27 protein-coding genes and 1 pseudogene are annotated in these 26,191 nt (G+C 70.3%); 18 read left to right on the top strand and 10 right to left on the bottom strand.

What is annotated here, in order from left to right; translation table 11 throughout:
- Together ABT288_RS41780 and ABT288_RS41775 are read left to right on the top strand one after the other, a co-directional pair.
- Positions 1–989, top strand: a 989-nt coding sequence (locus ABT288_RS41780; protein ID WP_351619783.1) for an RDD family protein, incomplete at its 5' end; no start/stop codon positions are given.
- Between the two features lie 74 nt (positions 990–1,063).
- Positions 1,064–1,849 (top strand): RDD family protein, encoded by a 786-nt coding sequence (locus ABT288_RS41775; RefSeq protein ID WP_351619780.1) that lies wholly within the window; start codon positions 1,064–1,066, stop codon positions 1,847–1,849.
- Positions 1,850–1,926: 77 nt separating this feature from the next.
- On the opposite strand, the gene ABT288_RS41770 is transcribed toward ABT288_RS41775, so the two are convergent.
- Positions 1,927–2,229 carry a hypothetical protein gene (locus tag ABT288_RS41770; protein ID WP_351619778.1) on the bottom strand — a complete coding sequence of 101 codons (303 nt, stop codon included), beginning with the start codon at positions 2,227–2,229 and terminating at the stop codon, positions 1,927–1,929.
- Between the two features lie 282 nt (positions 2,230–2,511).
- On the opposite strand from ABT288_RS41770, the gene ABT288_RS41765 reads away from it, so the two are divergent.
- Together ABT288_RS41765 and ABT288_RS41760 are read left to right on the top strand one after the other, a co-directional pair.
- Positions 2,512–4,872, top strand: coding sequence for an immune inhibitor A domain-containing protein (locus tag ABT288_RS41765; RefSeq protein ID WP_351619775.1), 2,361 nt, complete (start codon positions 2,512–2,514; stop codon positions 4,870–4,872).
- Positions 4,873–4,993: 121 nt separating this feature from the next.
- Complete coding sequence (locus tag ABT288_RS41760) at positions 4,994–5,314, top strand: hypothetical protein (RefSeq protein ID WP_228621922.1); 321 nt, start codon at positions 4,994–4,996, stop codon at positions 5,312–5,314.
- A gap of 3 nt (positions 5,315–5,317) precedes the next feature.
- Here the strand turns inward: ABT288_RS41760 and ABT288_RS41755 are convergent, their stop codons facing one another.
- On the bottom strand, positions 5,318–5,911 hold the full coding sequence (locus ABT288_RS41755) for a nicotinamidase (protein WP_351619772.1): 594 nt from the start codon (positions 5,909–5,911) through the stop codon (positions 5,318–5,320).
- Positions 5,912–6,009: 98 nt separating this feature from the next.
- On the bottom strand, positions 6,010–7,356 hold the full coding sequence (locus ABT288_RS41750; protein WP_351619769.1) for a nicotinate phosphoribosyltransferase: 1,347 nt from the start codon (positions 7,354–7,356) through the stop codon (positions 6,010–6,012).
- Between the two features lie 57 nt (positions 7,357–7,413).
- On the opposite strand from ABT288_RS41750, the gene clpS reads away from it, so the two are divergent.
- From clpS to ABT288_RS41705, 9 genes are all read left to right on the top strand, one after another.
- The gene (gene clpS / locus ABT288_RS41745) at positions 7,414–7,731 is read left to right on the top strand and encodes an ATP-dependent Clp protease adapter ClpS (protein ID WP_351619766.1); all 318 of its coding nucleotides are present in this window, start codon (positions 7,414–7,416) and stop codon (positions 7,729–7,731) included.
- 42 nt (positions 7,732–7,773) lie between these two features.
- On the top strand, positions 7,774–8,379 hold the full coding sequence (locus ABT288_RS41740) for a DUF2017 domain-containing protein (RefSeq protein WP_351619763.1): 606 nt from the start codon (positions 7,774–7,776) through the stop codon (positions 8,377–8,379).
- A 346-nt stretch (positions 8,380–8,725) separates the two neighbouring features.
- On the top strand, positions 8,726–10,162 hold the full coding sequence (locus tag ABT288_RS41735) for an amino acid permease (RefSeq protein WP_351619761.1): 1,437 nt from the start codon (positions 8,726–8,728) through the stop codon (positions 10,160–10,162).
- A 134-nt stretch (positions 10,163–10,296) separates the two neighbouring features.
- Entirely contained in the window at positions 10,297–10,719 is a 423-nt protein-coding gene (locus ABT288_RS41730; RefSeq protein WP_351619758.1) for a M67 family metallopeptidase, read from the top strand.
- A 79-nt stretch (positions 10,720–10,798) separates the two neighbouring features.
- Positions 10,799–10,894, top strand: a complete 96-nt coding sequence (locus ABT288_RS41725; protein ID WP_309550412.1) for a putative leader peptide — start codon at positions 10,799–10,801, stop codon at positions 10,892–10,894.
- 114 nt (positions 10,895–11,008) lie between these two features.
- Positions 11,009–11,287: a MoaD/ThiS family protein gene (locus tag ABT288_RS41720; RefSeq protein ID WP_351619755.1), complete on the top strand. Its 279-nt coding sequence runs from the start codon at positions 11,009–11,011 to the stop codon at positions 11,285–11,287.
- Between the two features lie 17 nt (positions 11,288–11,304).
- Positions 11,305–12,255, top strand: a complete 951-nt coding sequence (locus ABT288_RS41715) for a PLP-dependent cysteine synthase family protein (protein WP_351619752.1) — start codon at positions 11,305–11,307, stop codon at positions 12,253–12,255.
- Positions 12,256–12,541: 286 nt separating this feature from the next.
- A complete protein-coding gene (locus ABT288_RS41710) occupies positions 12,542–14,611 on the top strand; it encodes a putative Ig domain-containing protein (protein WP_351619749.1) in 2,070 nt (689 codons plus the stop codon).
- A gap of 127 nt (positions 14,612–14,738) precedes the next feature.
- Positions 14,739–15,239, top strand: coding sequence for a hypothetical protein (locus ABT288_RS41705; RefSeq protein ID WP_351619746.1), 501 nt, complete (start codon positions 14,739–14,741; stop codon positions 15,237–15,239).
- Here ABT288_RS41705 and ABT288_RS41700 read toward each other — a convergent pair whose 3' ends face one another.
- Positions 15,240–15,698, bottom strand: coding sequence for a type II toxin-antitoxin system PemK/MazF family toxin (locus ABT288_RS41700; RefSeq protein WP_351619743.1), 459 nt, complete (start codon positions 15,696–15,698; stop codon positions 15,240–15,242). It abuts the gene before it with no gap.
- Between the two features lie 228 nt (positions 15,699–15,926).
- Between ABT288_RS41700 and ABT288_RS41695 the strand changes: the two genes are divergently transcribed.
- Positions 15,927–16,679 (top strand): MBL fold metallo-hydrolase, encoded by a 753-nt coding sequence (locus ABT288_RS41695; RefSeq protein WP_351619741.1) that lies wholly within the window; start codon positions 15,927–15,929, stop codon positions 16,677–16,679.
- 216 nt (positions 16,680–16,895) lie between these two features.
- Here ABT288_RS41695 and ABT288_RS41690 read toward each other — a convergent pair whose 3' ends face one another.
- Together ABT288_RS41690 and ABT288_RS41685 are read right to left on the bottom strand one after the other, a co-directional pair.
- Positions 16,896–18,161, bottom strand: a complete 1,266-nt coding sequence (locus ABT288_RS41690) for a PTS transporter subunit EIIC (RefSeq protein WP_351619738.1) — start codon at positions 18,159–18,161, stop codon at positions 16,896–16,898.
- 158 nt (positions 18,162–18,319) lie between these two features.
- On the bottom strand, positions 18,320–19,636 hold the full coding sequence (locus ABT288_RS41685) for a PTS transporter subunit EIIC (RefSeq protein ID WP_351619735.1): 1,317 nt from the start codon (positions 19,634–19,636) through the stop codon (positions 18,320–18,322).
- 192 nt (positions 19,637–19,828) lie between these two features.
- On the opposite strand from ABT288_RS41685, the gene ABT288_RS41680 reads away from it, so the two are divergent.
- From ABT288_RS41680 to ABT288_RS41670, 3 genes are all read left to right on the top strand, one after another.
- The gene (locus ABT288_RS41680) at positions 19,829–20,062 is read left to right on the top strand and encodes a PTS sugar transporter subunit IIB (RefSeq protein WP_030782705.1); all 234 of its coding nucleotides are present in this window, start codon (positions 19,829–19,831) and stop codon (positions 20,060–20,062) included.
- A gap of 79 nt (positions 20,063–20,141) precedes the next feature.
- The gene (gene rph / locus ABT288_RS41675) at positions 20,142–20,879 is read left to right on the top strand and encodes a ribonuclease PH (RefSeq protein WP_351619732.1); all 738 of its coding nucleotides are present in this window, start codon (positions 20,142–20,144) and stop codon (positions 20,877–20,879) included.
- Positions 20,880–20,995: 116 nt separating this feature from the next.
- The gene (locus ABT288_RS41670; protein WP_351619730.1) at positions 20,996–21,388 is read left to right on the top strand and encodes a hypothetical protein; all 393 of its coding nucleotides are present in this window, start codon (positions 20,996–20,998) and stop codon (positions 21,386–21,388) included.
- 27 nt (positions 21,389–21,415) lie between these two features.
- On the opposite strand, the gene ABT288_RS41665 is transcribed toward ABT288_RS41670, so the two are convergent.
- The 4 genes from ABT288_RS41665 to ABT288_RS41650 are packed head-to-tail and all read right to left on the bottom strand — an operon-like array spanning position 21,416 to position 24,702.
- Positions 21,416–22,105, bottom strand: a complete 690-nt coding sequence (locus tag ABT288_RS41665; RefSeq protein WP_351619727.1) for a DUF1707 SHOCT-like domain-containing protein — start codon at positions 22,103–22,105, stop codon at positions 21,416–21,418.
- A gap of 9 nt (positions 22,106–22,114) precedes the next feature.
- Positions 22,115–23,083 carry an ABC transporter ATP-binding protein gene (locus ABT288_RS41660; RefSeq protein ID WP_351619724.1) on the bottom strand — a complete coding sequence of 323 codons (969 nt, stop codon included), beginning with the start codon at positions 23,081–23,083 and terminating at the stop codon, positions 22,115–22,117.
- A gap of 4 nt (positions 23,084–23,087) precedes the next feature.
- Positions 23,088–23,864 carry an ABC transporter permease gene (locus ABT288_RS41655; RefSeq protein ID WP_351619786.1) on the bottom strand — a complete coding sequence of 259 codons (777 nt, stop codon included), beginning with the start codon at positions 23,862–23,864 and terminating at the stop codon, positions 23,088–23,090.
- 37 nt (positions 23,865–23,901) lie between these two features.
- Positions 23,902–24,702 (bottom strand): ABC transporter permease, encoded by an 801-nt coding sequence (locus tag ABT288_RS41650; protein ID WP_351619722.1) that lies wholly within the window; start codon positions 24,700–24,702, stop codon positions 23,902–23,904.
- 994 nt (positions 24,703–25,696) lie between these two features.
- Here ABT288_RS41650 and ABT288_RS41645 point away from each other — a divergent pair.
- Positions 25,697–26,191: pseudogene (locus ABT288_RS41645) on the top strand (hypothetical protein); the annotation flags it as partial.

Here is a 26,191-nt window from a genome sequence, read left to right as displayed (position 1 = left end):
GCTCCGGCACGGGCGCGGCCGGCCACGACGCGGGTGCGGCCGGTTCGCCCGCGGCGCCCGGCGGCTTCGGGCCGCAGACCCCCGGCGCCGGTGCCGGTTTCGGCCCGCACGCCTCCGGCGCGGGGCCGGCGCCCGGCGGCTTCGGCCCCCAGGGCCCCGTCGGCGCTCCCACCCCGCCCACCGCGAACCCCGCCGCTGCCTCCCCGAACCCCGCCTCCCCGGCCGGAGGCCCCGGTTTCGGTGCCGGCAAGGCCGCCGCCGCCCGTGCCGCCGCCGGGCAGGCACCGCAGGCCCAGCCCGCACCCCCCGCCCAGGCGGCCGTCGCGCCCTCGGTACCGGCGCAGGGCGGAGTCCCGGTCACCCCGGTGACCAGCGGGCCCGGTGGCGGACAGGCGTCCTGGGCGCAGCAGGTGCACCAGCTGGCCGGCGGCGGGGACGAGCAGCCCGTGGCGCCGTGGAAACCGCCGGTGGAGGACCTGTTCCAGGCCGCCGCGCGCCGGCAGGCCGCCGCCCGTCCCGCCGGGCTCGGCAAGCGGTGCGCCGCCCGGCTGATCGACACCCTGGTCGTGGGCGCCGTGATGGCCGCCGCCGCGGTACCGCTCGGCACCAAGGCCCTCGACCATGTCCAGCAGAAGATCGACGCGGCCAGGCTGTCCGGCCGCGAGGTCACCGTCTGGCTGCTCGACGGCACGACCGCCACCAGCCTCGGCATCGTGCTCGCCGTGCTGCTGCTGGCCGGCGTCGGGTACGAGGTGCTGCCGACCGCCAAGTGGGGCCGCACCCTGGGCAAGAAGCTGCTCGGTCTGGAGGTCCGGGACATCGAGGCGCACGAGCCTCCGACCTTCGGCCCGGCGCTGCGCCGCTGGCTGGTGTACAGCGTGCCCGGGCTGCTCGGCATCGGGATCGTGGGCGTGCTGTGGTGCCTGTTCGACCGGCCCTGGCGCCAGTGCTGGCACGACAAGGCGGCGCACACGTTCGTCGCGGGCTGAGCGCGGGGCACGGCCGTACTCCGTACGGCCGTCCGCCGGGTGCGGAGCCGGGGCGTTCGCGGTCCACTCGGGCCATGAGCAGCGAACCGCCCCCCGGCTCCGGAGAGCAGCCCCCCGAGGACGACCCGTTCAGGAAGCGGCCCCCGTCGGACCAGGGGCCGGGCTCGCCGTACGACGCCCCGTACGGCGGTGCGCAGAAGCCGCCGCCGGGCGGCGGGCAACCCCCGGGCGGCGGCCAGCCACCCCCGTACGGGAGCGGCGAGCCACCGCCGCCGTACGGCGACCAGCCACCGCCCCCGTACGGCGGGGACCAGCCCCCTCCCTACGGCGGCGGCCCCCACGGAGGCGGGCCCTACGGCACCGGCCCCTACGGCGCGGGTGCCGGTGGCTACCCCGCCGACCCGCTCGCCGGCATGCCCCCGCTCGCCGACAGCGCCAGGCGGACGGTCGCGCGGATCGTCGACATGATCCTGGTCGGCATCGTCGTCTGGCTGCTCACCTGGGCGTTCGGAGTGCGCGAGTACCAGGTCAACGGCGATCACGTCGAGGTCGGCAAGTCCGTGGGACAGTCCTTCATCGCGGTCGCGCTGTACGTCGCGTACGACACGTTCATGATGACCCGGTACGGCCAGACCCTCGGCAAGAAGTGGTTCAACATGCGGGTGGCGAACCTGGACAACGGCGCCACCCCCTCGGTGCAGACGAACCTGATCCGCGCCCTGGTGCTGTGGGTGCCGTTCGCCTTCTGCTGTGCCTGCATCTGGACGGCGATCTGCGGCGGCTGGAGCTACTTCGACAAGCCCTACAAGCAGGGGCTGCACGACAAGGCGGCCAGGACGGTGGTGGTCAGCACCGGTTGAGCGAACCGTCCTGGGTGCCCATGCGAAAGCGGCGGGTCCGCGCCGTCACGGACCCGCCGCTTTCGTGTGCCCGCTGTTCACAGGGCGGTGGACACCGGCTGCTCCTGGGGCGCGGGTTCGGCGCCGCGCCCCCGCACAGGCCGGTCGTCGGCCGGTGCCTGGGCCGGTGCGTCGGTGGCTGCCTCGGTGGTCGCCTCGGTCGTACGGACCTTCGGCAGCGGCACCGTCATCGCCACGAGCAGCCCGAGGGCCAGCGCCGCGAGGGCGATGACGGTGACCCCGAGGCCTGAACTCGTCTGGGACAGCAGCAGCATGGCGAGCGTCGAGAAGATCACGGTGCACGAACCGTAAACGAGCTGTGCGGCAGTCGGACGAGGCATGGCAATCGTGTCCTCGGAACTCTTCGGGGGATTCTTCGGGGGATCGGGGCGTGCCATTCGACTCTCTTCGCGTGCATGCCCGAAGGGGACCCCCGGTAAGCGTGACCTAACCCACGGTACCGGTGCACGGGGGGCGCACAGGAAGCACGGTAACCGTAAAGCGGACGCCATCTGCGCATAGTGCAGAGGAAGTGGCCGAGTCAAGATCTGTCTTTTCTTCTAAACCTCTAGTCAAATGTCGTCACTTGACATGCGCCGAACAGGCGCAGGGGAGGAACTCAAGTGACCAGCAGATCCTGGACGTTCAGAGCGGCCGCGATCGGCGTGACGCTCGCCGCGGCCTCCGCCACGTTCGCCACCTTCGCCGTCGCGGAGGCGAGCACCCCGACCCGGTCCGCGGCCACAGGCCGGCACGACCCGGCCCCGGTGAACCAGCGGGCACACGACCTCGACGGCCCGCTCAGCAAGACCCAGGCGGCCCAGCGCCAAGAGGCGCTGAACCAGCTCATATCGGGGAAGGCCACGGCGCAGGAGCGCGACGGCTCCAAGGTGGTCCAGCTCAAGAGCCGTAAAGGCAAGGGCAAGTACGTCGAGCTGAGCCGCGAGAAGACCGACAGGATCTTCACGATCCTGGTGGAGTTCGGGGACAGGACCGACCCGAAGTTCGGCGGCACGGCCGGCCCGCTGCACAACACCATCGCCGCGCCGGACCGGAAGAAGGACAACTCCACGGCCTGGCAGCAGGACTACAACCAGAAGCACTACCAGGACCTCTACTTCGGCACCGGCAACAAGACCGAGTCGCTGAAGAAGTACTACGAGAAGCAGTCCTCGGGCCGCTACTCGGTGGACGGCGAGGTCACGGACTGGGTCAAGGTCCCGTACAACGAGGCCCGTTACGGCAACAACGCCTGCGGTCAGACCAACTGCCCGAGCGTGTGGAACGTGGTCAGCGACGGCCTGAACGCCTGGGTCGCCCAGCAGAAGGCGGCCGGCCGGACCGACGCGGACATCAAGAAGGACCTCGCCCAGTACGACCAGTGGGACCGGTACGACCACGACCACGACGGCAACTTCAACGAGCCCGACGGCTACATCGACCACTTCCAGATCGTGCACGCCGGTGAGGACGAGTCCGCTGGCGGCGGCGCGCAGGGCAAGGACGCGATCTGGGCCGACCGCTGGTACGCCTTCGGCACCGACGCCGGCTCCACCGGCCCGGCGGACAACAAGCTCGGCGGCGCCCAGGTCGGCGACACCGGCATCTGGGTCGGCGACTACACCATCCAGCCGGAGAACGGCGGCCTCGGCGTCTTCGCCCACGAGTACGGCCACGACCTCGGCCTGCCCGACGAGTACGACACCGCCGGCGGCGACAACTCCACCGGTTTCTGGACCCTGATGTCCTCCGGCTCCTGGCTCGGCACCGGCCGGGAGTCCATCGGCGACCTGCCCGGCGACATGAACGCCTGGGACAAGCTGCAGCTCGGCTGGCTGAACTACGACACCGCCGAGGCCGGTACGCAGTCCACGCACAAGCTGGGCGTCGCCGAGTACAACACCTGGGACAAGCAGGCCCTCGTGGTCAACCTGCCGGACAAGGCGGTCACCACCACGATCACCCAGCCCGCCGAGGGCAGGGCCCAGTGGTGGAGCGGCAGCGGCAACGACCTGAAGAACACGCTCACCCGGTCCGTCGACCTCACCGGCAGGTCCTCGGCGAAGCTGGACCTGGACGGCTGGTGGGCCACCGAGGACGGCTACGACTTCGTCTACGCCGAGGCGTCGACCGACGGCGGTGCCAACTGGACCGTCCTGGACGGCACGGCGGACGGTCGGGCCATCGGGCGTGACGGCAGCGGCAAGCCGGCGCTGACCGGCTTCTCGCAGACCCACAAGAAGCTGTCGTACTCGCTGGACGCCTACGCGGGCAGGAAGATCGACCTGCGCTTCCGCTACGCCACGGACAGCGGTGTCGCGGGGAACGGCTTCACGGCCGACGAGATCACCGTGACCGCCGACGGCACGCCGCTCTTCTCGGACAACGCCGAGACGCAGGACGCCGGTTGGACCGCGGCGGGCTTCTCCTGCATCGGCGCGTCCTTCACCAAGGACTACAAGCAGTACTACATCGCCGAGAACCGGCAGTACGTGTCGTACGACAGGACGCTGAGGACGGGCCCGTACAACTTCGGCTTCTCCACGACCCGTCCGGGCTGGGTGGAGCACTACCCGTACCAGAACGGCCTGTTGATCTGGAAGTGGGACACCTCCGAGGCGGACAACAACACCAACAGCGCCAACGGCCACCCGGGTTTCGGTCTGATCCTGCCGATCGACTCGCACCCGACGGCCCTGAAGTGGTCCGACGGCACGCTGATGCGCAACCGCATGCAGGCCTACGACTCCCCGTTCAGCCTGTACGGCACGGACGGCATCACCCTGAACAAGGCCGACGTCGCGACGGTGATCAAGGCGTCGAAGGGGGTGCCGGTCTTCGACGACCACACCGGCACCTACTACGACCCGTCGAACCCCACGGGGGGTGTGAGGGTCACTGACACCAACACCAGGATCACCATCGTCAAGCAGGCCAAGAACGGCTCGACGATCTTGCTCAAGGTTGGTCCAGCGGTGAAGTAGTTCGCATTTTCGCAGGTCAGACGCGTATCGGCGGCAACCCCTTGGCGGGTCGCCGCCGATCGTGTTTAGGTGCGTGCTGTGGATCGCTTATTGACACCGACCGAAACGGGGATGTGACCGCATGGCCGCTGGAGGCTTCTGCAAGCTGCCGAACGGCACGGTCGTGGTGGCGCTGAACCTGCCCTACGGCTCCGCCGCGGTGCGGGTACTGGTGCACGCCCAGAACCGCGCCCGAGCCCTGACCAGGCTCCGCAACCTGGGGTTGCGTGCGATCTACCTCCGGGGGAACGCCGCGCCTCCCACACCGGACGAGATCACCGCCGTACTGCACCACCCGGACGGCCTGATATGGCGCACGGCACCGGCCGACAACGGTGTCATCGTGAACGAGCTGTGGCATCCCATCCGGGCACTTCTTCGCAGGTCAGCGGTGGTGCAGTGATCTCTAGCCACTGACCACGGGCTTGCCCGTCAGCTCCACCCCCGCCTCCCGCATCTCCTCCAGGGCCCTCTCCGTCGTCTCCGGAGCCACCCCGGCCGTGAGGTCCAGCAGGACCTGGGTGCGGAAGCCCTCCCGCACCGCGTCCAGTGCGGTGGCGCGCACGCAGTGGTCCGTGGCTATGCCGACCACGTCGACCTCGTCGATGTGGCGGGCGCGGAGCCAGTCGGCCAGGGAGGTGCCGTTCTCCTCCTTGCCCTCGAAGCCGCTGTAGGCCGCCGAGTACTCCCCCTTGGAGAAGACCGCGTCGACCGCGCCGGAGGCGACGGCGGGGGCGAAGTTGGGGTGGAAGCCCACCCCCTCCGTGCCCGCGACACAGTGCGCGGGCCAGGAGTGGGCGAAGTCGGGGTTGTCGGCGAAGTGGCCGCCGGGCGCGATGTGGTGGTCCCGGGTGGCCACCACATGGCGGTATCCGGTGCCCGCCGCCTGGCCGATCAGCTCGGTGACGGCGGCGGCGACGTCCGCACCTCCGGCCACCGCGAGGCTGCCCCCCTCGCAGAAGTCGTTCTGCACATCTACGACGATCAAGGCGCGGCGCATGGTGGGTGTCCTTCGACTGAGGTCCAAGTAACTGAGCCTAGAGACTTACGGCCCCGTAGGGGAGGGGGCGTGGGGCGTGGACGGGCGGCGGTCCCGCTTTAGCTACCCGAGGGCCCCCGGACGTACTCCGTCGGAAGGACGGGTTCCCCTCGGGAGAGCTGGGTGGCGGAGAGGGGAAGGTTCGCGCGGGCGGCGATATGGCGGTCCCGGGGCACGTCCAGGGGTTCGCGGGCGACGACGTCCCCGCTCTTGATCAGCTGGACCAGCAGCCGGTGGTCGGCGAGCTCCGCCGGTACCGCGCCGGTGCCCACGACCTCGGCCTCGGCCACCCCGTCCGCGTCCAGCCGGCGGGCCGCCCACTTGCGGCCCCCGAGGGAGGTCTTGCCGCCGCTGGACTTCTTCGCGACCGGCACGAGCGGTGCCTTCGGGTCGGCGGTCTCGGCACGGGCGACCAGCTTGTAGACCATGGAGGCGGTCGGGTGCCCGGAGCCGGTGACCAGCTGGGTGCCGACGCCGTACGCGTCCACCGGGGCGGCGGCCAGCGAGGCGATCGCGTATTCGTCCAGGTCGGAGGTGACCACGATCTTGGTGTTCGTGGCGCCCAGCTCGTCCAGCTGCTGGCGCACCCGGTGCGCCACGAGCAGCAGGTCGCCGGAGTCGATGCGGACCGCGCCCAGCTCGGGGCCGGCCACCTCCACCGCCGTGCGGACGGCCTCGGCGACGTCGTAGGTGTCCACGAGCAGGGTGGTGCCCCGGCCGAGGGTGTCGACCTGGGCCTGGAAGGCGTCCCGCTCGCGGTCGTGGAGCAGGGTGAAGGCGTGGGCCGAGGTGCCGACCGTCGGGATGCCGTAGCGGAAGCCTGCCGCGAGGTCGGAGGTGGTCGCGAAGCCGCCGACGTACGCGGCGCGTGCGGCGGCGACCGCGGCCAGTTCGTGAGTGCGGCGGGCGCCCATCTCGATCAGCGGGCGCTCGCCCGCGGCGGAGGCCATCCGGGAGGCGGCCGCGGCGATCGCGGAGTCGTGGTTGAGGATGGAGAGGATCACCGTCTCCAGCAGCACGCACTCGGCGAAGGTGCCCTCGACGCGCATGATCGGCGAGCCGGGGAAGTAGACCTCGCCCTCGGGGTAGCCCCAGACGTCCCCGGCGAAGCGGTAGCCGGCGAGCCACTCCAGGGTCTGTTCGTCGACGATCTTCCGCTCGCGCAGGAAGCCGAGGACGTCCGCGTCGAAGCGGAAGTTCTCCACCGCGTCCAGCACGCGCCCGGTGCCCGCCACCACGCCGTAGCGGCGCCCGTCCGGCAGCCGCCTGGTGAAGACCTCGAACACGCTCCGCCGTTCGGCCGTACCCGCCTTCAGGGCGGCCTGCAGCATCGTCAGCTCGTACTGGTCCGTGAAGAGCGCCGTCGAGGGAACATCCACCGGCAGCCGAAGGTCCGCTGTGTTCATGGCAACTGATCGTACTCCCTTTTCGTCGGTGTGACGATTTTTCCTCGCCGTGGCAGCATGGGCACTGTGACGTCACCCGCGCCCCTAGAGATCGAACGCACAGAGTCGGCGGAGGAGGTCTTCGCCGTACCCGAGCCCGACGTCCCCTGGGTCACGATCGTGCACAACGACCCGGTCAACCTCATGAGCTATGTGACGTACGTCTTCCAGTCGTACTTCGGCTACTCCAAGGACAAGGCCACCAAGCTCATGCTCGACGTCCACCACAAGGGCCGGGCGGTCGTCTCCAGTGGCACGCGCGAGGAGATGGAACGCGACGTGCAGGCGATGCACGGTTACGGTCTGTGGGCCACCCTTCAGCAGGACCGGAAATGACCCGCCCCCGTCCGCAGGACCGGAAGTAGCGAACCCATTTACATGCCCGGACATTTCGAACCGCTCCCCGGCGGCGGCGCGGCCGTCGCACTCGACGACGTCGAGATCTCCATCATCCGGTCGCTGGCCGTCCAGCTGCTGGAGCTCATCGGCCCCGGGCCGGGCGCCGACAGCCCGAAGGACCCGCTCGCCGAGCTGTTCGCGGAGGGTCCGAGCGAGCCGCCCGCCGATCCGGTGCTCAGAAGGCTCTTCCCGGACGCCTACAGCGACCCCGAGCAGGCCCCGGACTCGCCCGCCCAGGCCGAGGAGCAGCGGGCCCACTCGGCCGAGTTCCGCCGCTACACCGAGAACGACCTGAGGGCCGGCAAGCGGGAGAACGCGCTCGCGGTGATCCGCAGCCTGGACGCGCTGGCGCCGGTGGACGAGGGCGGGGCGGTGCTGAACCTGTCGCCGGAGGAGTCCCGGCGGTGGCTGGGCGCCCTCAACGATCTCCGGCTCGCGATCGGTGCCCGGCTGGAGATCACCGACGAGGACGACACCGACCTGCTCTACCGGCTCCCGGACGAGGACCCGCGCAAGCCGATGGTGATGGCCTATCTGTGGCTGGGCGGCCTCCAGGAGACCCTGGTGACGACCCTTATGTCATAGTCCCGACCGTTTTCGTGTTCGCTCAGCGGACGCTCAAATCCGGATAACGATCCCGTCACCGTTGCGGCCTGGTTTGCCGCATTCGAGGGGTCTTTGTCCGTCTTTTCCTGTGGGGTGCGTCACAACCCTTCTCCGTGATCAATATTGCGGCCGTGATAAATCTTCACGACCGCCCGGCCGACACCACCCATGTCCGGCCGGGTGCGCCACCGAGCCGACGACCGTCGGCCAGGCAGGGGGCGGGACCGCGAATCCCGCCCTGCTCCATCCATCCGGGGGGATCGAAACCCGATCCGCGGCCGACGCGACGAAGGCCCGGGTCGGCATGGAGAAAGGCGCACCACACATGACCTCAGCGCAGGTCGACCAGCATCGCGACGGCGAAGAGGCCGCGCGGACCGCGGACGGCGAGGGCGGCGAGGGGTATCAGCGCGGGCTCGGTTCCCGCCAGATCCAGATGATCGCCATCGGCGGGGCCATCGGCACCGGCCTGTTCCTCGGCGCGGGCAAGGGCATTTCCAAGGCGGGCCCCAGTCTGATCCTGGCCTACGCCGTCGCGGGCCTCGTCATCTTCCTGATCATGCGCGCGCTCGGCGAACTGCTGATGTACCGCCCGGTGTCGGGCTCCTTCTCGGAGTACGCGCGCGAGTTCATCGGCCCCTTCGCGGGCTTCGTCACCGGCTGGACGTACTGGCTGTTCTGGGTGGTCACCGGCATCACCGAGGTCACGGCCGCGGCCGCCTACATGACGTACTGGTTCGACATCCCGCAGTGGGTGTCGTCCCTGATCTTCACGATCGTCCTGTACGGCGCCAACCTGATCTCCGTGAAGCTCTTCGGCGAGCTGGAGTTCTGGTTCTCCATGGTCAAGGTCACCGCGATCATCGGCATGATCCTGATCTGCGCCGGCATCCTCACGGTCGGCTTCTCCGACGCGGGGAAGACCGCCTCGGTCAGTCACCTGTGGAACGACGGCGGCTTCTTCCCGCACGGCGTCGGCAACACGCTGATGACCCTGCAGATGGTCATGTTCGCCTTCCTCGCCGTCGAACTGGTCGGCGTCACGGCGGGCGAGTCCAAGGACCCCAGGACGGTGCTGCCGAAGGCGATCAACACCGTGCCGTGGCGTATCGCCGTCTTCTACGTCGGCGCGCTGATCATGATCCTGTCGGTCGTGCCGTGGACCGAGTTCCACCCGGGCGTGAGCCCCTTCGTCGCGGCGTTCCAGAAGATGGGCCTGTCCGTCGGCGCCGGCATCGTGAACTTCGTCGTCCTGACCGCCGCGCTGTCCTCCTGCAACTCCGGCATGTACTCCACCGGCCGCATGCTGCGCGACCTGGCGCTCAACAGCCAGGGCCCGAAGGTCTTCACCAGGCTGACGCGCAGCGGTACCCCGCTGTTCGGCACGACGTTCTCCGCCGCGCTGATGCTGGTCGGTGTCTGGATCAACTACCAGTGGCCGGGCAAGGCGTTCGACTACGTGGTGTCCTTCGCGACCATCTCCGGCATGTGGGCCTGGATCGTCATCCTGGTCTGCCAGATCCGGTACCGGGCCAGGGCAAGGGTCGGGCTGCTGCCGCAGAGCGAGTTCCGCGCGCCGGGAGCGCCGTACACGAGCATCTTCGCGCTGGCGTTCATCTTCATGGTGATCGTGCTCATGGGCATCGACAAGGACGCCCGGGTCTCGCTTTACTGTGCACCGCTGTGGGCCGCGATCCTCGGCGTCTCCTACTGGGTGCTCCGGCGCCGCAACCCGGGGGCCGCGGCCTTCCGCAAGCGCTGACCATCCCTCCGGGACGTCCAGCCGCACGGGGCTCTCGTGGTGCCCCGCTGCGGCTGCCGCTCAGGACGTCCGGCATATGGGCCGTTCCGTACCAACCCTCGGTACGGAACGGCCCTTCTGCTTATCCTGACGGCATGCTGACCATCACCCAGGCCCTCGTCGACCAGATCGTCGCCCACGCGCGCAAGGACCACCCCGACGAGGCGTGCGGCGTCGTGGCCGGCCCGGCGGGCTCGGACCGCCCCGAGCGCTTCATCCCGATGCTGAACGCGGCGATGTCGCCGACCTTCTACGAGTTCGACTCGGGCGACCTGCTGAGGCTCTACCGCGAGCTGGACGACCGCGACGAGGACCCGGTGGTCATCTACCACTCCCACACCGCCACCGAGGCCTACCCCTCGCGCACCGACATCTCCTACGCCAACGAGCCCGGCGCCCACTACGTCCTCGTCTCCACCCGCGACACCGACGACCTCGGCGACTTCCAGTTCCGCTCGTTCCGGATCGTGGAAGGCGAGGTCACGGAGGAGGAGGTCAGGATCGTAGAGGCGTACTGATCTCGCGATCCGGCCGGAATTCATCCAGCATGCGAGATCACACTCGGGAACCCGGACCGGGAATCGATACGATGACCCCATGGTTCTGAACGACGTGAGCGAGAAGGCGCCGGGCACGCTGCTCGTGGCGCGGCTGCACGTCGACCTGTGCAGGCTGAACAGCGCCATCTGTTGACGTTCCCTGCCGCCGTACGGCCGTGGCCGCGGCGCTCCCCCAGTGCTGAACGCCTGGGGGGACCCCCAGCCGTGCGCCCCCAGACCACACACCTTCCGACAGGAGCCCGCAACCATGGCCATCGAGGTCCGCATCCCGACCATCCTCCGCACGTACACCGACGGTGAGAAGGCGGTGGAGGGCAGCGGGAACACCCTCGCCGAGCTGTTCGCCGACCTCGAGACCCGGCACGCGGGCATCCAGGCCCGCATCGTGGACGAGGGCAAGCTGCGCCGCTTCGTCAACGTCTACCTGAACGACGAGGACGTGCGCTTCATCGACGGCATCGACACCAAGCTGTCGGACGGCGACACCGTGACGATCCTGCCGGCCGTCGCCGGCGGCATGCGCTGATCGGTCGCTGAGCAGCGATGCGCTACGACTCCCCGCTGGCCGCGGTGGGCAACACCCCTCTGGTGCGCCTGCCGCGGCTCTCGCCGTCCGCCGACGTCCGCATCTGGGCGAAGCTGGAGGACCGCAACCCCACCGGCTCCGTCAAGGACCGTCCCGCGCTGCACATGATCGAGCAGGCGGAGAAGGACGGCCGGCTCACCCCGGGCTGCACCGTCCTGGAGCCCACCTCGGGCAACACCGGCATCTCCCTCGCCATGGCCGCCAAGCTCAAGGGCTACCGCATGGTGTGCGTGATGCCGGAGAACACCTCGCAGGAGCGCCGGGACCTGCTCGGCATGTGGGGCGCCGAGATCATCTCCTCCCCGGCCGCCGGCGGCTCCAACACCGCCGTACGCGTGGCCAAGGAGCTGGCCGCGGAGCACCCCGACTGGGTGATGCTCTACCAGTACGGCAACCCGGACAACGCGGGCGCCCACTACGCCACCACGGGTCCCGAGATCCTCGCCGACCTCCCCTCGATCACCCACTTCGTGGCCGGCCTCGGCACCACCGGCACTCTGATGGGCGTCGGCCGCTACCTGCGCGAGCACAGGCCGGGCGTCCAGATCGTCGCCGCCGAACCGCGTTACGACGACCTGGTGTACGGCCTCAGGAACCTGGACGAGGGCTTCGTCCCCGAGCTGTACGACGCCTCGGTCCTCACCACCCGCTTCTCGGTCGGCTCGGCCGACGCGGTCACCCGCACCCGTGAACTCCTGCAGCAGGAGGGCATCTTCGCGGGCGTCTCGACCGGCGCCGCCCTGCACGCGGCGATCGGCGTGGGCAGGAAGGCGGTCAAGGCGGGGGAGTCCGCCGACATCGTCTTCATCGTGGCCGACGGCGGCTGGAAGTACCTGTCCACCGGCGTCTACACGGCGGCCACCACCGAGGAGGCCATCGAGACGCTGCAGGGCCAGCTCTGGGCGTAGCACGGTTTCCGTAACACCGCATTAACGCGGATCAAGCGGTCACCAGCCCCCTCCTATGAGGGGGCTAAGCCATTCCTATGGCAAGGCAAAGAAATTCTTTCACCACTGCCAGTGGTGCTCAGGGCAGAGCTACCGTCCCTCCCGCACCCTGTCATGTCACGCTCACCAGGCGATGACAGGTGCCTGAGAGTGTCATGCTCATGACTGCGCGGTTCTGCCGCCGCTACGCGCGTCACGGGCCTGCCAATCCAGTGCGAATCCCCACGTCAACCGGAGGCAGTACCCCATGCGTGAGTCACGCCCGAGCAGCCGGAGACGGAGTCTGCGAAGACTCGTCGCCGTCGCCTTCCCCGCCCTCGCCCTGACCGTCGCCGGATTCACCGCGGCGCCCACGGCAGGGGCGCAGCCCACCAGCGCGCACCCGCACACCACCAAGGTCACACAGAACGCCAAGGCGCTGACCGACCCGAAGCGGCAGACCTTCCACTCCACCGGCAAGGCCGGCCAGAAGGTGCCGACCGAGCACCTGTGCGCCCAGGCCAGGCCGGGCTACGCGTCCTGTTTCGCCCAGCGCCGCACGGACATCAAGCAGCGCCTCGCCTCGGCGCTCGCCGCCGCCGCGCCCTCCGGCCTCTCCCCGGCCAACCTGCACAGCGCCTACAACCTGCCCACCACGGGCGGTTCGGGCATGACCGTCGCCATCGTCGACGCCTACAACGACCCCAACGCCGAGTCGGACCTGGCCACCTACCGTTCCACGTACGGCCTGTCGTCCTGCACCAAGGCCAACGGCTGCTTCAAGCAGGTCAGCCAGACCGGTTCCACCACCTCGCTGCCGACCAACGACACCGGCTGGGCCGGTGAAGAGATGCTCGACCTCGACATGGTCAGCGCCGTCTGCCCGAACTGCAGCATCATCCTGGTCGAGGCCAACTCCGCCAACGACACCGACCTCGGCATCGCCGAGAACGAGGCGGTCTCGCTCGGCGCCAAGTTCGTCTCCAACAGCTGGGGCGGCTCCGAGTCGTCCTCGCAGACCAGCGAGGACACCTCGTACTTCAAGCACCCGGGTGTCGCGATCACGGTCTCCTCGGGTGACTCCGCCTACGGCGCCGAGTACCCGGCGACCTCCCAGTACGTGACCGCCGTCGGCGGCACCGCGCTCTCCCAGTCCTCCAACTCCCGGGGCTGGAGCGAGTCCGTCTGGTACACCAACTCCACCGAGGGCACCGGCTCCGGCTGCTCGGCCTACGACCCGAAGCCGAGCTGGCAGACCGACACCGGCTGCTCCAAGCGCATGGAGGCCGACGTCTCCGCGGTCGCCGACCCGGCCACCGGCGTGGCGGTCTACGACACCTACGGCGGCTCCGGCTGGGGCGTCGTCGGCGGCACCAGCGCCTCCTCGCCGATCATCGCCTCCGTCTACGCCCTCGCGGGCACCCCGGGCGCGAGCGACTACCCGGCGAAGTACCCGTACTCCCACACCTCCAACCTGTACGACGTGACCAGCGGCTCCAACGGCTCCTGCTCCACCTCGTACTTCTGCACCGCCCGCACCGGCTACGACGGCCCGACCGGCTGGGGCACCCCGAACGGCACCACCGCCTTCACCGCCGGCGGCAGCACCGGCGGCAACACGGTGAGCGTCACCAACCCCGGCAGCCAGTCCACCACCGCGGGCGGCTCGGTCAGCCTGCAGATCCAGGCCACCGACAGCGCGGGCGCGGCCCTCACCTACAGCGCGAGCGGCCTGCCGACCGGGCTGTCCATCAACAGCTCCACCGGCCTGATCTCCGGTACGGCGTCCACCGCGGGTACCTACCAGGTGACGGTCACCGCGCAGGACTCCACCGGAGCCTCCGGCTCGACCTCCTTCACCTGGACCGTCGGCTCCGGCGGTGGCGGCTGCACCTCCTCCCAGCTGCTGGCCAACCCGGGCTTCGAGTCCGGCAACACCGGCTGGAGCGCTTCCAGCGGCGTCATCACCAACGACACCGGTGAGGCGGCCCACGGCGGCTCGTACTACGCCTGGCTCGACGGCTACGGCTCCTCGCACACCGACAGCCTGTCCCAGTCGGTGACGATCCCGGCCGGCTGCAAGGCCACGCTGACCTTCTACCTGCACGTCGACACCGCCGAGACCGGCAGCACCGCGTACGACAAGCTGACCGTGACCGCCGGTTCGACCACCCTGGCGACGTACTCGAACCTCAACGCGAACTCCGGGTACGCGCAGAAGACCCTCGACCTGTCCTCGCTGGCGGGCCAGACGGTCACCCTGAAGTTCAACGGCGTGGAGGACTCCTCGCTGCAGACCAGCTTCGTCGTGGACGACACCGCCCTGACGACCGGCTGATCCTCCGAACGGCCCCGGATCCCGCACGCGGAAACCGTCCGCGTGCGGGATCCTTTTTGACAGCCGGCACGTCACATCTGCACCAGGCGGCCGACCCCTCACGGCCACGGCAGAAAGGCGAACCCCCATGCGCCCCACCCCCATGCGCCGTACGACCCTCTGCGCCCTCGCGGCCACCGCGCTGCTGCTCGCCGGCTGCGGCTCCCAGAGCGGCAAGGCCACCGGCGGCGGTGACGGCAAGGTCTCACCGTCCGGCAAGGTCTCACCGTCCGGCAAGGTCTCACCGTCCGCGTCCCCGAGCGGCGCCGGCTGCGCCCCCCTCGTCCAGCTCAAGGCCGCCGACAGCGGCCGTACCGTGTGCGTGGCCAAGGGCGGCGAGGTCCGTCTGACCCTGGAGGGCAGCAAGTCCCGGCCGTGGAAGCCGGTCACGGCCAGCGGCACGGCCCTGCGGGGCATCAACGCGGGCTTCGTCATCCTGCCGGGCCAGGCCACGGCCGCGTACCGGGCGGTGGCCACGGGAACCGAGAAACTGACGTCCTCCCGGCCGCTGTGTGCCCAGCCGACGGCGCCCGGCCAGATGTCCTGCAAGGGCATCCAGGAGTGGACGGTGACGGTGAACGTGAAGTGATCAGCCGGCCAGGTGCCGCACCTGGTCCCACAGCACCGGGTCCACCACACCCACCCGGCGCCGGAAGTCGCCCACCGGCACCTCGCGCAGCTCGTCGGTCTCCAGGAAGCTCGGCCGGCCCCGGGCGTCACCGACGGCGCCCGGCGGCAGCGGGATCACGCCCGCGCGCTCGTCGTGGTACTTGCTGGTGATCTTGGCGACCGTGGCCCGGTTCCCGCGCACGGCCAGCACCAGGCACGGCCGGTCCTTGGCGTCGGCGCGGTCCTCGTAGGGGACGTCCGCCCACCAGATGTCCCCGGGGGCCGGCCGGGCGGCCCGCGCCGGGCGGGTTCCCGCGCGGCCGAGCGGCCTCAGGCGCCGTCCGGCGTACCGGCGGCCGCGCCCCCAGCCGTCGACGAGCGTGGCGACCAGCGCGAGCAGTATCACCGCCGCGAGTGCCAGCCACCAGGACGTGTCCATACGACGACGTTACCGGCGCGCGCCGAGGATTGCGCGCCCTCTGCGGATCCTTCTACGCCCCCCGGTCCAGCCGAACCGGTGACAGCGCAGGTGAGTTCGCCCACAACGGCCCCTGGCGGAGGAGCGACCCGCGCTTTCGCGCCTTACGCTCGACGAACCGCACGACCCCCGTTTCCTGCCCTTTCGATCTTGCCGTTCGATCTTTCCGCCAACGGAGGTTTCTGCTTCATGAAGCTCACCGTCGTCGGCTGCTCGGGGTCGTTCCCGTCCGCGGAATCGGCCTGCTCGAGCTACCTCCTCGAGGCCGACGGCTTCCGGCTGCTTCTCGACATGGGCAACGGCGCCCTGGGCGAGCTGCAGCGCCACTGCGGTCTCTACGACCTCGACGCGATCTTTCTGAGCCATCTGCACCCCGATCACTGCATCGACATGCTCGGGTACTTCGTCGCGCGCTTCTACCGCCACGACGGCGGCCGCTGCGCCCCGATACCGGTCTACGGCCCCGAGGGCACCGAACACCGCCTGACCACCGCGTACGACGACACGCCCTCCGCCTCCGCGATGAGCGAGGTCTTCGACTTCCACACGCTCAAGCCGTCCACGTTCGAGATCGGCCCGTTCACGGTGCACACCGAGCGGGTCCGCCATCCCGTGGAGGCGTACGCCATCCGCGTCGAGCACGGCGGGCGGTCCATGACGTACTCCGGCGACACGGGGGTCACCGAGGCGCTGGACGAGCTGGCCCGGGACACCGACCTGTTCCTGTGCGAGGCCGCGTTCACGCACGGCAAGGAGAACATCCCCGACCTGCATCTCAACGGTCGCGAGGCGGGCGAGACGGCCGCGCGGGCGGGTGCGCGGCGCCTGGTGCTCACCCACATTCCGCCGTGGACCGACCCGGAGGTCAACCTCCGCGACGCGCGCGAGGTGTTCGCAGGCCCGGTGGAACTGGCCGTGCCACGCACGACGTACGAGATCTAGCCGACCGGGCGGGGCCGGCCGCCGACCCCGCCGGCGAGCGCGAGCGTCGAGCGCACCTTCGCACCTTCTCGGGTCGCCGCGGTCGGCGATCACGGGCGAGACGACGAGATCGCGTCCGGGCGGCAGGTGGCGTCCGCGCCCTGTGCGGGAACGCCGGATTCCCCGGCCGTGCGGTGGTGGCCGGGGAATCCGGTGTCGGGTCGTGGCCCGAGAGTGCTACTTGGCCTCGGCCTTCTGGAGTTCGGCGAGTTCCTCGTCCGACTCCCGGCCCGGTGTGGGCAGGTTGAACCTGGTGATCGCGAAGCGGAAGACGACGTAGTAGACGGCGCCGAAGCAGAGGCCGATCAGCGCCAGGCCCCACGGGTTGTGCGCGATGCCCAGGTTCAGGAAGTAGTCGATCGCGCCGGCGGAGAAGCCGAAGCCGTCCTTCATGCCCAGCGCCCAGGTCAGCGCCATGGAGACGCCGGTGAGGACCGCGTGGATGGCGTACAGGGCCGGCGCGATGAACATGAAGGTGAACTCGATCGGCTCGGTGACGCCGGTGACGAAGCTGGTCAGGGCGAGCGAGAGCATCATGCCGCCGACGACCTTGCGGCGCTCCGGGCGGGCGCAGTGCACGATCGCCAGGCAGGCGGCCGGCAGGCCGAACATCATGATCGGGAAGAAGCCGGTCATGAACTGGCCCGCGGTCGGGTCGCCGGCCAGGAAGCGCGCGATGTCACCGCTCTTGCCGTGGTACGTGCCCGCCTGCAGCCAGGGGAAGGAGTTCAGCAGGTGGTGCATGCCGATCGGGATCAGCGCACGGTTGGCGACGCCGAAGATGCCCGCGCCGACGGCGCCCGAACCGACCAGCCACTCGCCGAAGTTGTGCAGACCGGTGCCGAGGACCGGCCAGATGTAGCCGAAGACGATACCGAGGACCAGGCCCGCGAGTGCCGACAGGATCGGCACCAGCCGCCGGCCGCCGAAGAAGCCCGCCCAGTCGGGCAGCTTGGTGCGGTAGAAGCGCTGGTAGATCAGCGCGACGGCGAGACCCATCACCACACCGCCGAGGACCTTGGCGTCCGCGGGGGCGTTGGCCATGACTATCTTGCCGTCGACGACCGTGGCCACCTTCGGCAGGTTCTTGTCGGTGAACGTGGCCAGCACGTTCTTGAAGACGAGGTAGCCGACGACCGCGGCGAGCGCCGTGGAGCCGTCCGACTTCTTCGCGAAGCCGATCGCGATGCCCACGGCGAACAGCAGCGGCATGTTGTCGAGGATCGCGTTGCCGCCGGCCGCCATGAACGACGCGATCTTCGTCAGGAACGCCGGGAAGGACGGACGGCCCAGCATGTCGGTGTTGCCGAGCCGGACGAGGAGCGCGGCGGCCGGCAGCACCGCCACCGGCAGCATCAGGCTGCGGCCGATGCGCTGCAGCACGGCCATCACGCCGGCGCCCTTCTTCTTCTCGGCCGCGGGAGCGGCGGTCGCCGTGGTCACAAGTTCCTCCAGGGGGCAGGGCGCCGCCCGGGAACCATGGAAGGGGACGGCAGCGTCTCTGGTCTACACCACCCAGTGGTGTAGACCTGTTGTAGCACGATGAAGGCGGGATAAGGAACCACGAAATCCGCTACGACTGCGCTACGCCCCGTGTGCCGTCAGACCTTGGTCACGTCCTCGACCTCCTCCTCGGGCTCCCGGCCCGGTGTCCGCAGGTCGAACCTGGTGATCGCGAAGCGGAAGACGGCGTAGTACACCGCCGCGAAGCACAGGCCGATCGGGATGATCGCCCAGGGTTTCGTCGCCAGGTTCCAGTTGATCACGTAGTCGATGAGGCCGGCCGAGAAGCTGAACCCGTCGTGCACCCCGAGCCCCCACGTCACCGCCATCGAGACACCGGTGAGCACGGCGTGGACGGCGTAGAGCAGGGGCGCGATGAAGAGGAAGGAGTACTCGATCGGTTCGGTGATGCCCGTCACGAACGACGTCAGCGCCACCGACAGCATCAGCCCGCCGATCTCCTTGCGGCGGCCGGGCCTGGCGCAGTGCGTGATGGCCAGCGCGGCGGCCGGCAGCGCGAACATCATGATCGGGAAGAAGCCCGAGGTGAACTGGCCCGCGTGCGGGTCCCCGGCCAGGAACATGTTGATGTCGCCGTGCACCACCGTGCCGTCGAGCTTGGTGTAGCTGCCGAACTGGAACCAGATGGGCACGTTCAGGAACTGGTGCAGGCCGACGACGAGCAGCGACCGGTTGGCGACGCCGAAGACGCCCGCACCCCAGGAGCCGATGTCCCGCAGCCAGCGGCTGAAGCTCTCCAGGCCGGCGCCGATCGGCGGCCAGATCCACAGGCACACCGCCGCGAAGAAGATGGCGACGAACGCCATGATGATCGGCACCAGCCGGCGGCCGTTGAAGAAGCCCAGCCAGTCCACGAGCCGGGTGCGGTGGAAGCGGACCCAGAGGAAGGCCGCCAGCAGGCCCAGGACGATGCCGCCGAAGACGCCCGGGTTCTGGAAGGTGAACGGCGTCACCGAACCCGTGCCCGCGCCGACGCTCACCTGGCAGCCGACCTGCGGGATCGCCTTGGAACCGCCGGGACAGGACTTCGGGAACTGGTGCAGCACCCCGTAGTAGACGAGAAAGCCCGCCACCGCGGCGAGCGCCGTCGAACCGTCCGCCTTCTTCGCCATGCCGATCGCCACACCCACGCAGAACAGCAGCGGCAGGCCGAGCGAGCCGTCCAGCAGGGCGCCGCCCGCGCCCATCATGACCTTGGAGACGGCCGTCCAGCCCAGGCCCTGGTCGCCGAACACGTCCGGCTGGCCGAGCCGGTTGAGGATGCCCGCCGCCGGCAGCACCGCGATCGGCAGCTGCAGACTGCGGCCCATCTTCTGCAGGCCCTGGAACAGGCGGTTCCAGCGCTCCCTTGCCGGGCTGACCGTGCTGTCGGCGGATGCGCTCTCGGCACTCATGGCGTCCTCCGGCCACTCGACTCGGACGCGGTTTGGCGACCGTACCCCCTGTGGTGTAGACCAGTCGGCGGACGGTTCCGCTGTCGTGATCGCCATCATGGGGCACCCACGGCATGACCGCTCGCGAAGATGGGCCAACTGTGGGTTACTGCGACAAAGCGGTTCGCATCAGGGAATTCAGGGAGACAGGACATGGCCAGCAAGGCTGAGAAGATCGTCGCCGGCCTCGGCGGTATCGACAACATCGAGGAGATCGAGGGCTGCATCACCCGGCTGCGCACCGAGGTGTCCGACCCCTCCCTGGTCGACGAGGCCGCCCTGAAGGCCGCCGGCGCCCACGGCGTCGTCAAGATGGGCACCGCCATCCAGGTCGTCATCGGCACCGACGCCGACCCGATCGCCGCGGAGATCGAAGACATGATGTGAGCCCCGCCGGCTCACCTGCGAAGGGGCTCCTCCCGAGGCGGGAGAAGCCCCTTCACCATGTACGGCTAGGCTCCTTGCCATGTCTCGCATCGACGGCCGTACCCCCCAACAGCTCCGCCCGGTCACCATCGAACGCGGCTGGAGCAAGCACGCCGAGGGCTCCGTCCTCGTCTCCTTCGGCGACACCAGGGTGTTCTGCACCGCCTCCGTGACCGAGGGCGTCCCACGCTGGCGCAAGGGCAGCGGCGAGGGCTGGGTCACCGCGGAGTACGCCATGCTGCCCCGCGCCACCAACACCCGCGGCGACCGCGAGTCCGTCAAGGGCAAGATCGGCGGCCGTACGCACGAGATCTCCCGGCTCATCGGCCGCTCCCTGCGCGCCGTCATCGACTACAAGGCGCTCGGCGAGAACACCATCGTCCTCGACTGCGACGTCCTCCAGGCCGACGGCGGCACCCGCACCGCGGCGATCACCGGCGCCTACGTCGCCCTCGCCGACGCCGTCGGCTGGGCCCAGCGCAAGAAGCTGATCAAGGCCGGCCGGCAGCCCCTCACCGGCACCGTCTCCGCCGTCTCCGTCGGCATCGTCGGCGGCATCCCGCTGCTCGACCTCTGCTACGAGGAGGACGTGCGCGCCGAGACCGACATGAACGTCGTCTGCACCGGCGACGGCCGCTTCGTCGAGGTCCAGGGCACCGCCGAGGCCGAGCCCTTCGCCCGCGACGAGCTCAACGCCCTGCTCGACCTCGCCGTCACCGGCTGCGCCGAGCTCACCACCCACCAGCGCGCGGCCCTCGAAGCAACGCTCGCGAAGTAAAGGGCGGACCAAAAGGACGAGGGCGCGCGGGCAACCCGCGCGCCCTCCCCGGCGTCCTAGGGGTACGGCAGCCTTACCGGGCCACAGGGGCCCTGCCACGGGAGGGGAACACCACCATGGCCGTCAGCCGACGCCGTCTCACCGCCGTCGCCGCCGTGGCGCTCGCCGCGTTCACCGCCGGTCTCACCACCGGCTGCGACGCCGTGAACAAGGCCCTGGACTGCGTGCAGACCGCCGACTCCATCGCCGACAGCGTCACCGACCTCCAGCAGGCGGTGGAGAACGCGGCCAACGACCCCACCCAGGCCGGCCGATCCCTCGACGCCATCGACAAGAACCTCGACAAGATCGGCGACAGGACCGACAACGCCGACGTCAACAAGGCGGTCGACGATCTGCGGAAGGCCGTGGGGAACGTGCGTACGGCCATCAGGAACGGCGACAGGACCCCGGACGTCAACCCGGTGACCGACGCGGCCGGCGAACTGACCAAGGTCTGCACGAAGTAGCCGCAGCACCCGCGGACGCCGGTGCTCTCAGTGCCCCGGCTCCCGGCGCCGCTCCAGCTTCTCCTGGCGGCGCTGCTCCTTCAGCCGCTGCTGCTCCGCGCGGGTGACCTTGCGGGTCACATCCACCCCGCCCCAGAACGCGAGACCCCCGATGACCACCCGCGGAGCGCCCGGCCTCTGCGGGCCGTCGTCGCGGGGATGGTCGAAGCCGCCCATGATGCCGATGCCGCGGACGACGACCTCGATCCCCGGCGGCACGATGACCTGCACACCGCCCATGATCGCGACACAGTTGATCTCGACCTCGCGGTCCGCGAAGTCCGCCTCCCGCAGGTCGATCTCGCCGCCACCCCAGAACGCGAAGCAGTTGAACTGCTTCGGCACCGTCCAGCGACCCCTGCGCTGAAAGCCCGACATGATGGCGACCGCACCCGCCGAGGACCCCTCACCCCCGACGATCCGCCCCGCCCAGCTTCCGTCCTGCGCCGGTTCCTTGGTGAAGGAGACGGGGGCGGGTGCCGGTATGCCGGACGCCGGAAGGTCGCGGGTGAGCGGCGTCAACTCGCCGTACGTACGCGCCTTGTACGTCGCCTCCAGCCGCTCCTCGAACTCCGCCATGTCGAGCCGGCCCTCGGCCAGAGCGTCCCGCAGGACCTCGGCGACCCGTTCCCGGTCGCTGTCGGACGCCCGGAGGTCCGGACTTGCGTCGTCGGTCATGACAGAAGCCTACGAGACCGCCTTCTCCGCGTACATCTTCGCGATGACCGCCTCGATGTCCGGTTCCCGCACCGACAGGTCCACCAGCGGATACTCCGCCGCGAGATACGCGACGAGCGGCGCGGCCGACTGCCCCGCCGGGAACGCCAGCCACTGCCGCGGCCCCTCCACCCGCACCACCCGCGCCGACGGCACCTCGACCGGCGGCAGTTCCCGCTCCAGGTCCACCACCAGCGTCCGCTCGCTCTCCCCCGCCTCGTGCAGCCCCGCGAGCGGACCGTCGTACACCAGCCGGCCGTGGTCGATCACCATCACCCGCGAGCACAACTGCTCGATGTCCTGCAGATCGTGCGTGGTCAGCAGCACGGTCGTGCCCCGCTCGGCGTTCAACTCCCGCAGGAAACCACGGACCTTCGCCTTCGACACGACATCCAGTCCGATCGTCGGCTCGTCCAGGTACAGCACCTCCGGGTCGTGCAGCAGGGCCGCCGCGATGTCCCCGCGCATCCGCTGCCCGAGCGAGAGCTGCCGTACCGGCACGTCCAACAGGGCGCCCAGCTCCAGCAGTTCGACGCACCGGTCCAGGTTCTCGCGGTAACGGGCCTGAGGGATCCGGTACATGCGGTGCGCCAGCCGGTAGGAGTCGATCAGCGGCAGGTCCCACCACAGGGTCGTACGCTGCCCGAACACCACCCCGATCCGGTGCGCGAGGCGCCGCCGCTCCCGCGACGGATCGATGCCCGCCACCCGCAGCCGGCCCGCACTCGGCGTCAGAATCCCGGTCAGCATCTTGATCGTGGTCGACTTCCCGGCACCGTTCGGCCCGATGTACCCGACCATCTCCCCGCGCGCCACCGTGAACGAGAGCGAGTCCACCGCCCGCACCTCGCGCCGCTCCCGCTTCAGGAACCCGGTCTTCCTGCGCACCTCGAAGACCTTCTCGACCTTCTCCAGTGAGATGAAATCGCCGTCCGCCACCGCGCTAGCTCCCTGTACTCCGATACGAACGAAGTCCCGCCCGCCAGGCCAGCCCCGCCAGCCCGCAGCACCCCGCCGCCACCAGCGGCGGAGCGAACGCCAGCCACCCGGGCAGCCCCAGCGGATACGGCCGCCCCAGCACATAGGTAGCGGGCAGCCAGTTGACGAAGGCCAGCGGCAGCACGAACGTCACCCCGCGCACCAGCTCCTTCGCGAACACCGTCGGCGGATACTGCAGCAGCGTCGTACCGCCATACGTGAAGGCGTTCTGCACCTCCGAGGCGTCCTGCGCCAGGAACTGGAAGGCCGCCCCCGCCACGAACACCGCGCAGAAGATCCCGCAGCCGCTCACCACCACCACCGGCATCAGCAGCAGCTTCAGCGGCGTCCAGGCGATGTCCAGCCGCGCCACCGCCCAGGTGAGCACCAGCAGGCCCTGCACCACCCGGCCCAGCCTGCGCAGCGCGAACTGGTCGGCCGCCACCTGCGCCAGCACCGGCGCCGGCCGCACCAGCAGCGTGTCCAGCGTGCCGTCGCGCACCCGCCGCCCCAGCCGCTCCATCGAGCCGATCACCAGGTCGGCCAGACCGAAGGCCGTACCGGACAGGCCGTACAGGAAGGCCACCTCGGGCAGCGACCAGCCGCCGAGCGCGTTCACCCGCGAGAACATCAGCATGATCCCGACGAAGTCGAGGAGGGTCGCCGAGAAGTTGCCGAACGTGGTCATCACGAACGAGGCGCGGTAGGTCATCGTGGACCTGATCCACATCCCGGCGATCATCAGATAGGCCCGCAGCCCCTCCTGCAGCCGGCCGTGCTCACCCACCCTGGACCACCACCCTGCGCGTCGCCGCCGACTGCACCAGCCGCCCGGCACCCAGCAGCACCACCGCCCACGCCCCCTGGAACACATACGTGCCCAGCGGATCCGCGTGCCCCAGCAGGATCTGGGCCGGCGCCTGCAGCAGCGAGGACCACGGCAGCGCCCGTACGACCTCACCGAGCGCCCCCGGGAAGATGTTCAGCGGCAGCAGCATGCCCGAGCAGAAGTAGCCGACGAGCCAGGACATCTGCGTCACACCCGTACCGTCCAGGAACCAGAACGTGCTGAGCGCCACCAGGTACCGCAGGCCGAACCCGACGATCATCGCCAGCAGCACGGCGCCGAAGAAGGCGAGCCAGGTGCCCACGTCCGTCGGCAAGTACACCGGGAAGCACAGCGCACCGAAGACGAAGGGCACCAGCCCCCGCCCCAGCAACTGGAAGAACGCCCGGCCCAGGTCCGTCGCCAGCCACCACAGCTGCAGGTCGGCGGGCCGGTACAGGTCGATCGCCACGTCCCCCGTACGGATGCGTTCCATCAACTCGTTCTCCACGCCTCCGCCGCCGATCGCGAGCGTCGACAGGAACGCCTGCCCCAGCCACACGTACGTCACGACCTGTGCCTGATCCCACCCGCCCAGGTGCGGCCGCTCGTCCCACAGGGCGCGGTACGTGTAGACGAGGGTCAGTCCGAAGACCGTGTTGGTGAACACCCCTGCCGCAGTGGCGGCCCGATACGTCGCGTACCGTCTGAATCCCCCCGCCGCGACGGCCACGTACAACCGTCCCGCGCCCACGCCAGTCAACCTCCCGGGACCGCTCGACACCGAAGCGCAGGAGCCTAGTCCCGGGGCCCGGCGACCGGCCACGCAATTTCGTGCCCGAAGCGTGCTGGAATCCGGGAACGGAACGCCAGGTGCGAGAGTCTTCAAACCGGGGGCGCAGAAGAGCGTACGAGGCGTACCGGAACGTACGACGAAACAGGAGTCCGTGCACGACATGAGCGACGAGCCGCAGCCGCAGCAGCCGACCGAAGGCGTGCCGCCGAGAAAGCCGCTGCCGGCTGAAGGCCCCGGCGACCCGGGGGGCCACGAGGAGACGGCCGCCGCCCCGGACAAGGGGACGAGGAACGCAGCCGACGTGAAGGGGGCGACAGAGCCCGGCGCACCGCGGGCCGGGAACGCCGAGGGCGCCGACAGCGACCGCGCGGAGACTCGGAAGCCCGCGGACGAGGCGCCCGCCGGGAAGCGTCCCGCTGCCGCGCCCCAGGACCGCACGGCCTCCATCGCCCGCGCCCGCCAGGCGGCCCGGGACGCCCGCACGGACCAGCCCGGACCGACGGCACCCACTGACGAGCCGCCGTCCGGCGACACGCCGGCCTCGGATGGCGCGGGCGCCTCGGGTGGCGCGGGGGCCTCGGGTGGCGCGGGGGCCTCGGGTGGCGTGGGGGCCTCGGGTGGGGCTTCGGCGCTTGGTGGCGCGTCAGCCTCTGGCGGTGCGCCGGCCTCTGGGGGCGCTTCGCCCTCGGGCCGTGCTTCGGCCTCGCGTGGGGCGTCGGCTCCTGGTGGCGCCTCGCCCTCCGGTGACGCTTCCGCCTCCGGTGACGCTTCCGCCTCCGGTGACGCTTCGGCCCCTGGTGGGGCCATGGGCTCTGGTGGCGCTTCGGTCTCTGGTGGCGCTTCGGCCTCGCGTGGGGCGTCGGCTTCTGATGGCGCCTCGCCCTCCCGCGGTGCCTCCGACTCCCGCGGCGCTTCCGACTCCCGCCGCGCGTCGGCCTCCAGTGGCGCGTCGGTGTCCGGGAACGCGTCGGCCTCGGGTGCGGCTTCGGCGGCCGAGCACGGAAAATCCGACAAACGCGGCGCTTCCGTCAATCAGAGCGTTTCCGGCAAGGGGGAAATTTTCGGCAACCCGGGCACCTCGGAGAAGCCGCAGGTTCCCGGAGCCCGCGCGCCCGAGGAGCCGCAGTCGCCGGAGAGCACTCAGGTGCTCCGGCGCATCACCCCGCCCCGGGGACCCCAGGCGTCCTCGAAGGAACCCGGCAAGCCCGGTGAGCAGGCCCAGGCGCCCGAGACCACGCAGGTGCTCCGGCGGGTCAGCGGACCCCGCGCCGGTGAGCCCGGCGGTCCCGCCAAGGCGGCCTCTCCCGCCTCCCCGGCGACGAGCCCGGCCGCCACCGGCCGTACGTCCCACACGACCGGCTCGCGGCCCGCCGGCCCCGGCCGAGCCGCCCGGACAGCCGGGGCGGCCGGTGCAGCCGCCGCCGGTGCCTCCGTGGCCGCCGGTGCC

Origin of the sequence: Streptomyces sp. NPDC001093 (assembly GCF_040298985.1) — a bacterium.
In the GTDB taxonomy this organism is placed as follows: domain Bacteria; phylum Actinomycetota; class Actinomycetes; order Streptomycetales; family Streptomycetaceae; genus Streptomyces.
This window is presented reverse-complemented; position numbering and strand designations above follow the sequence as displayed.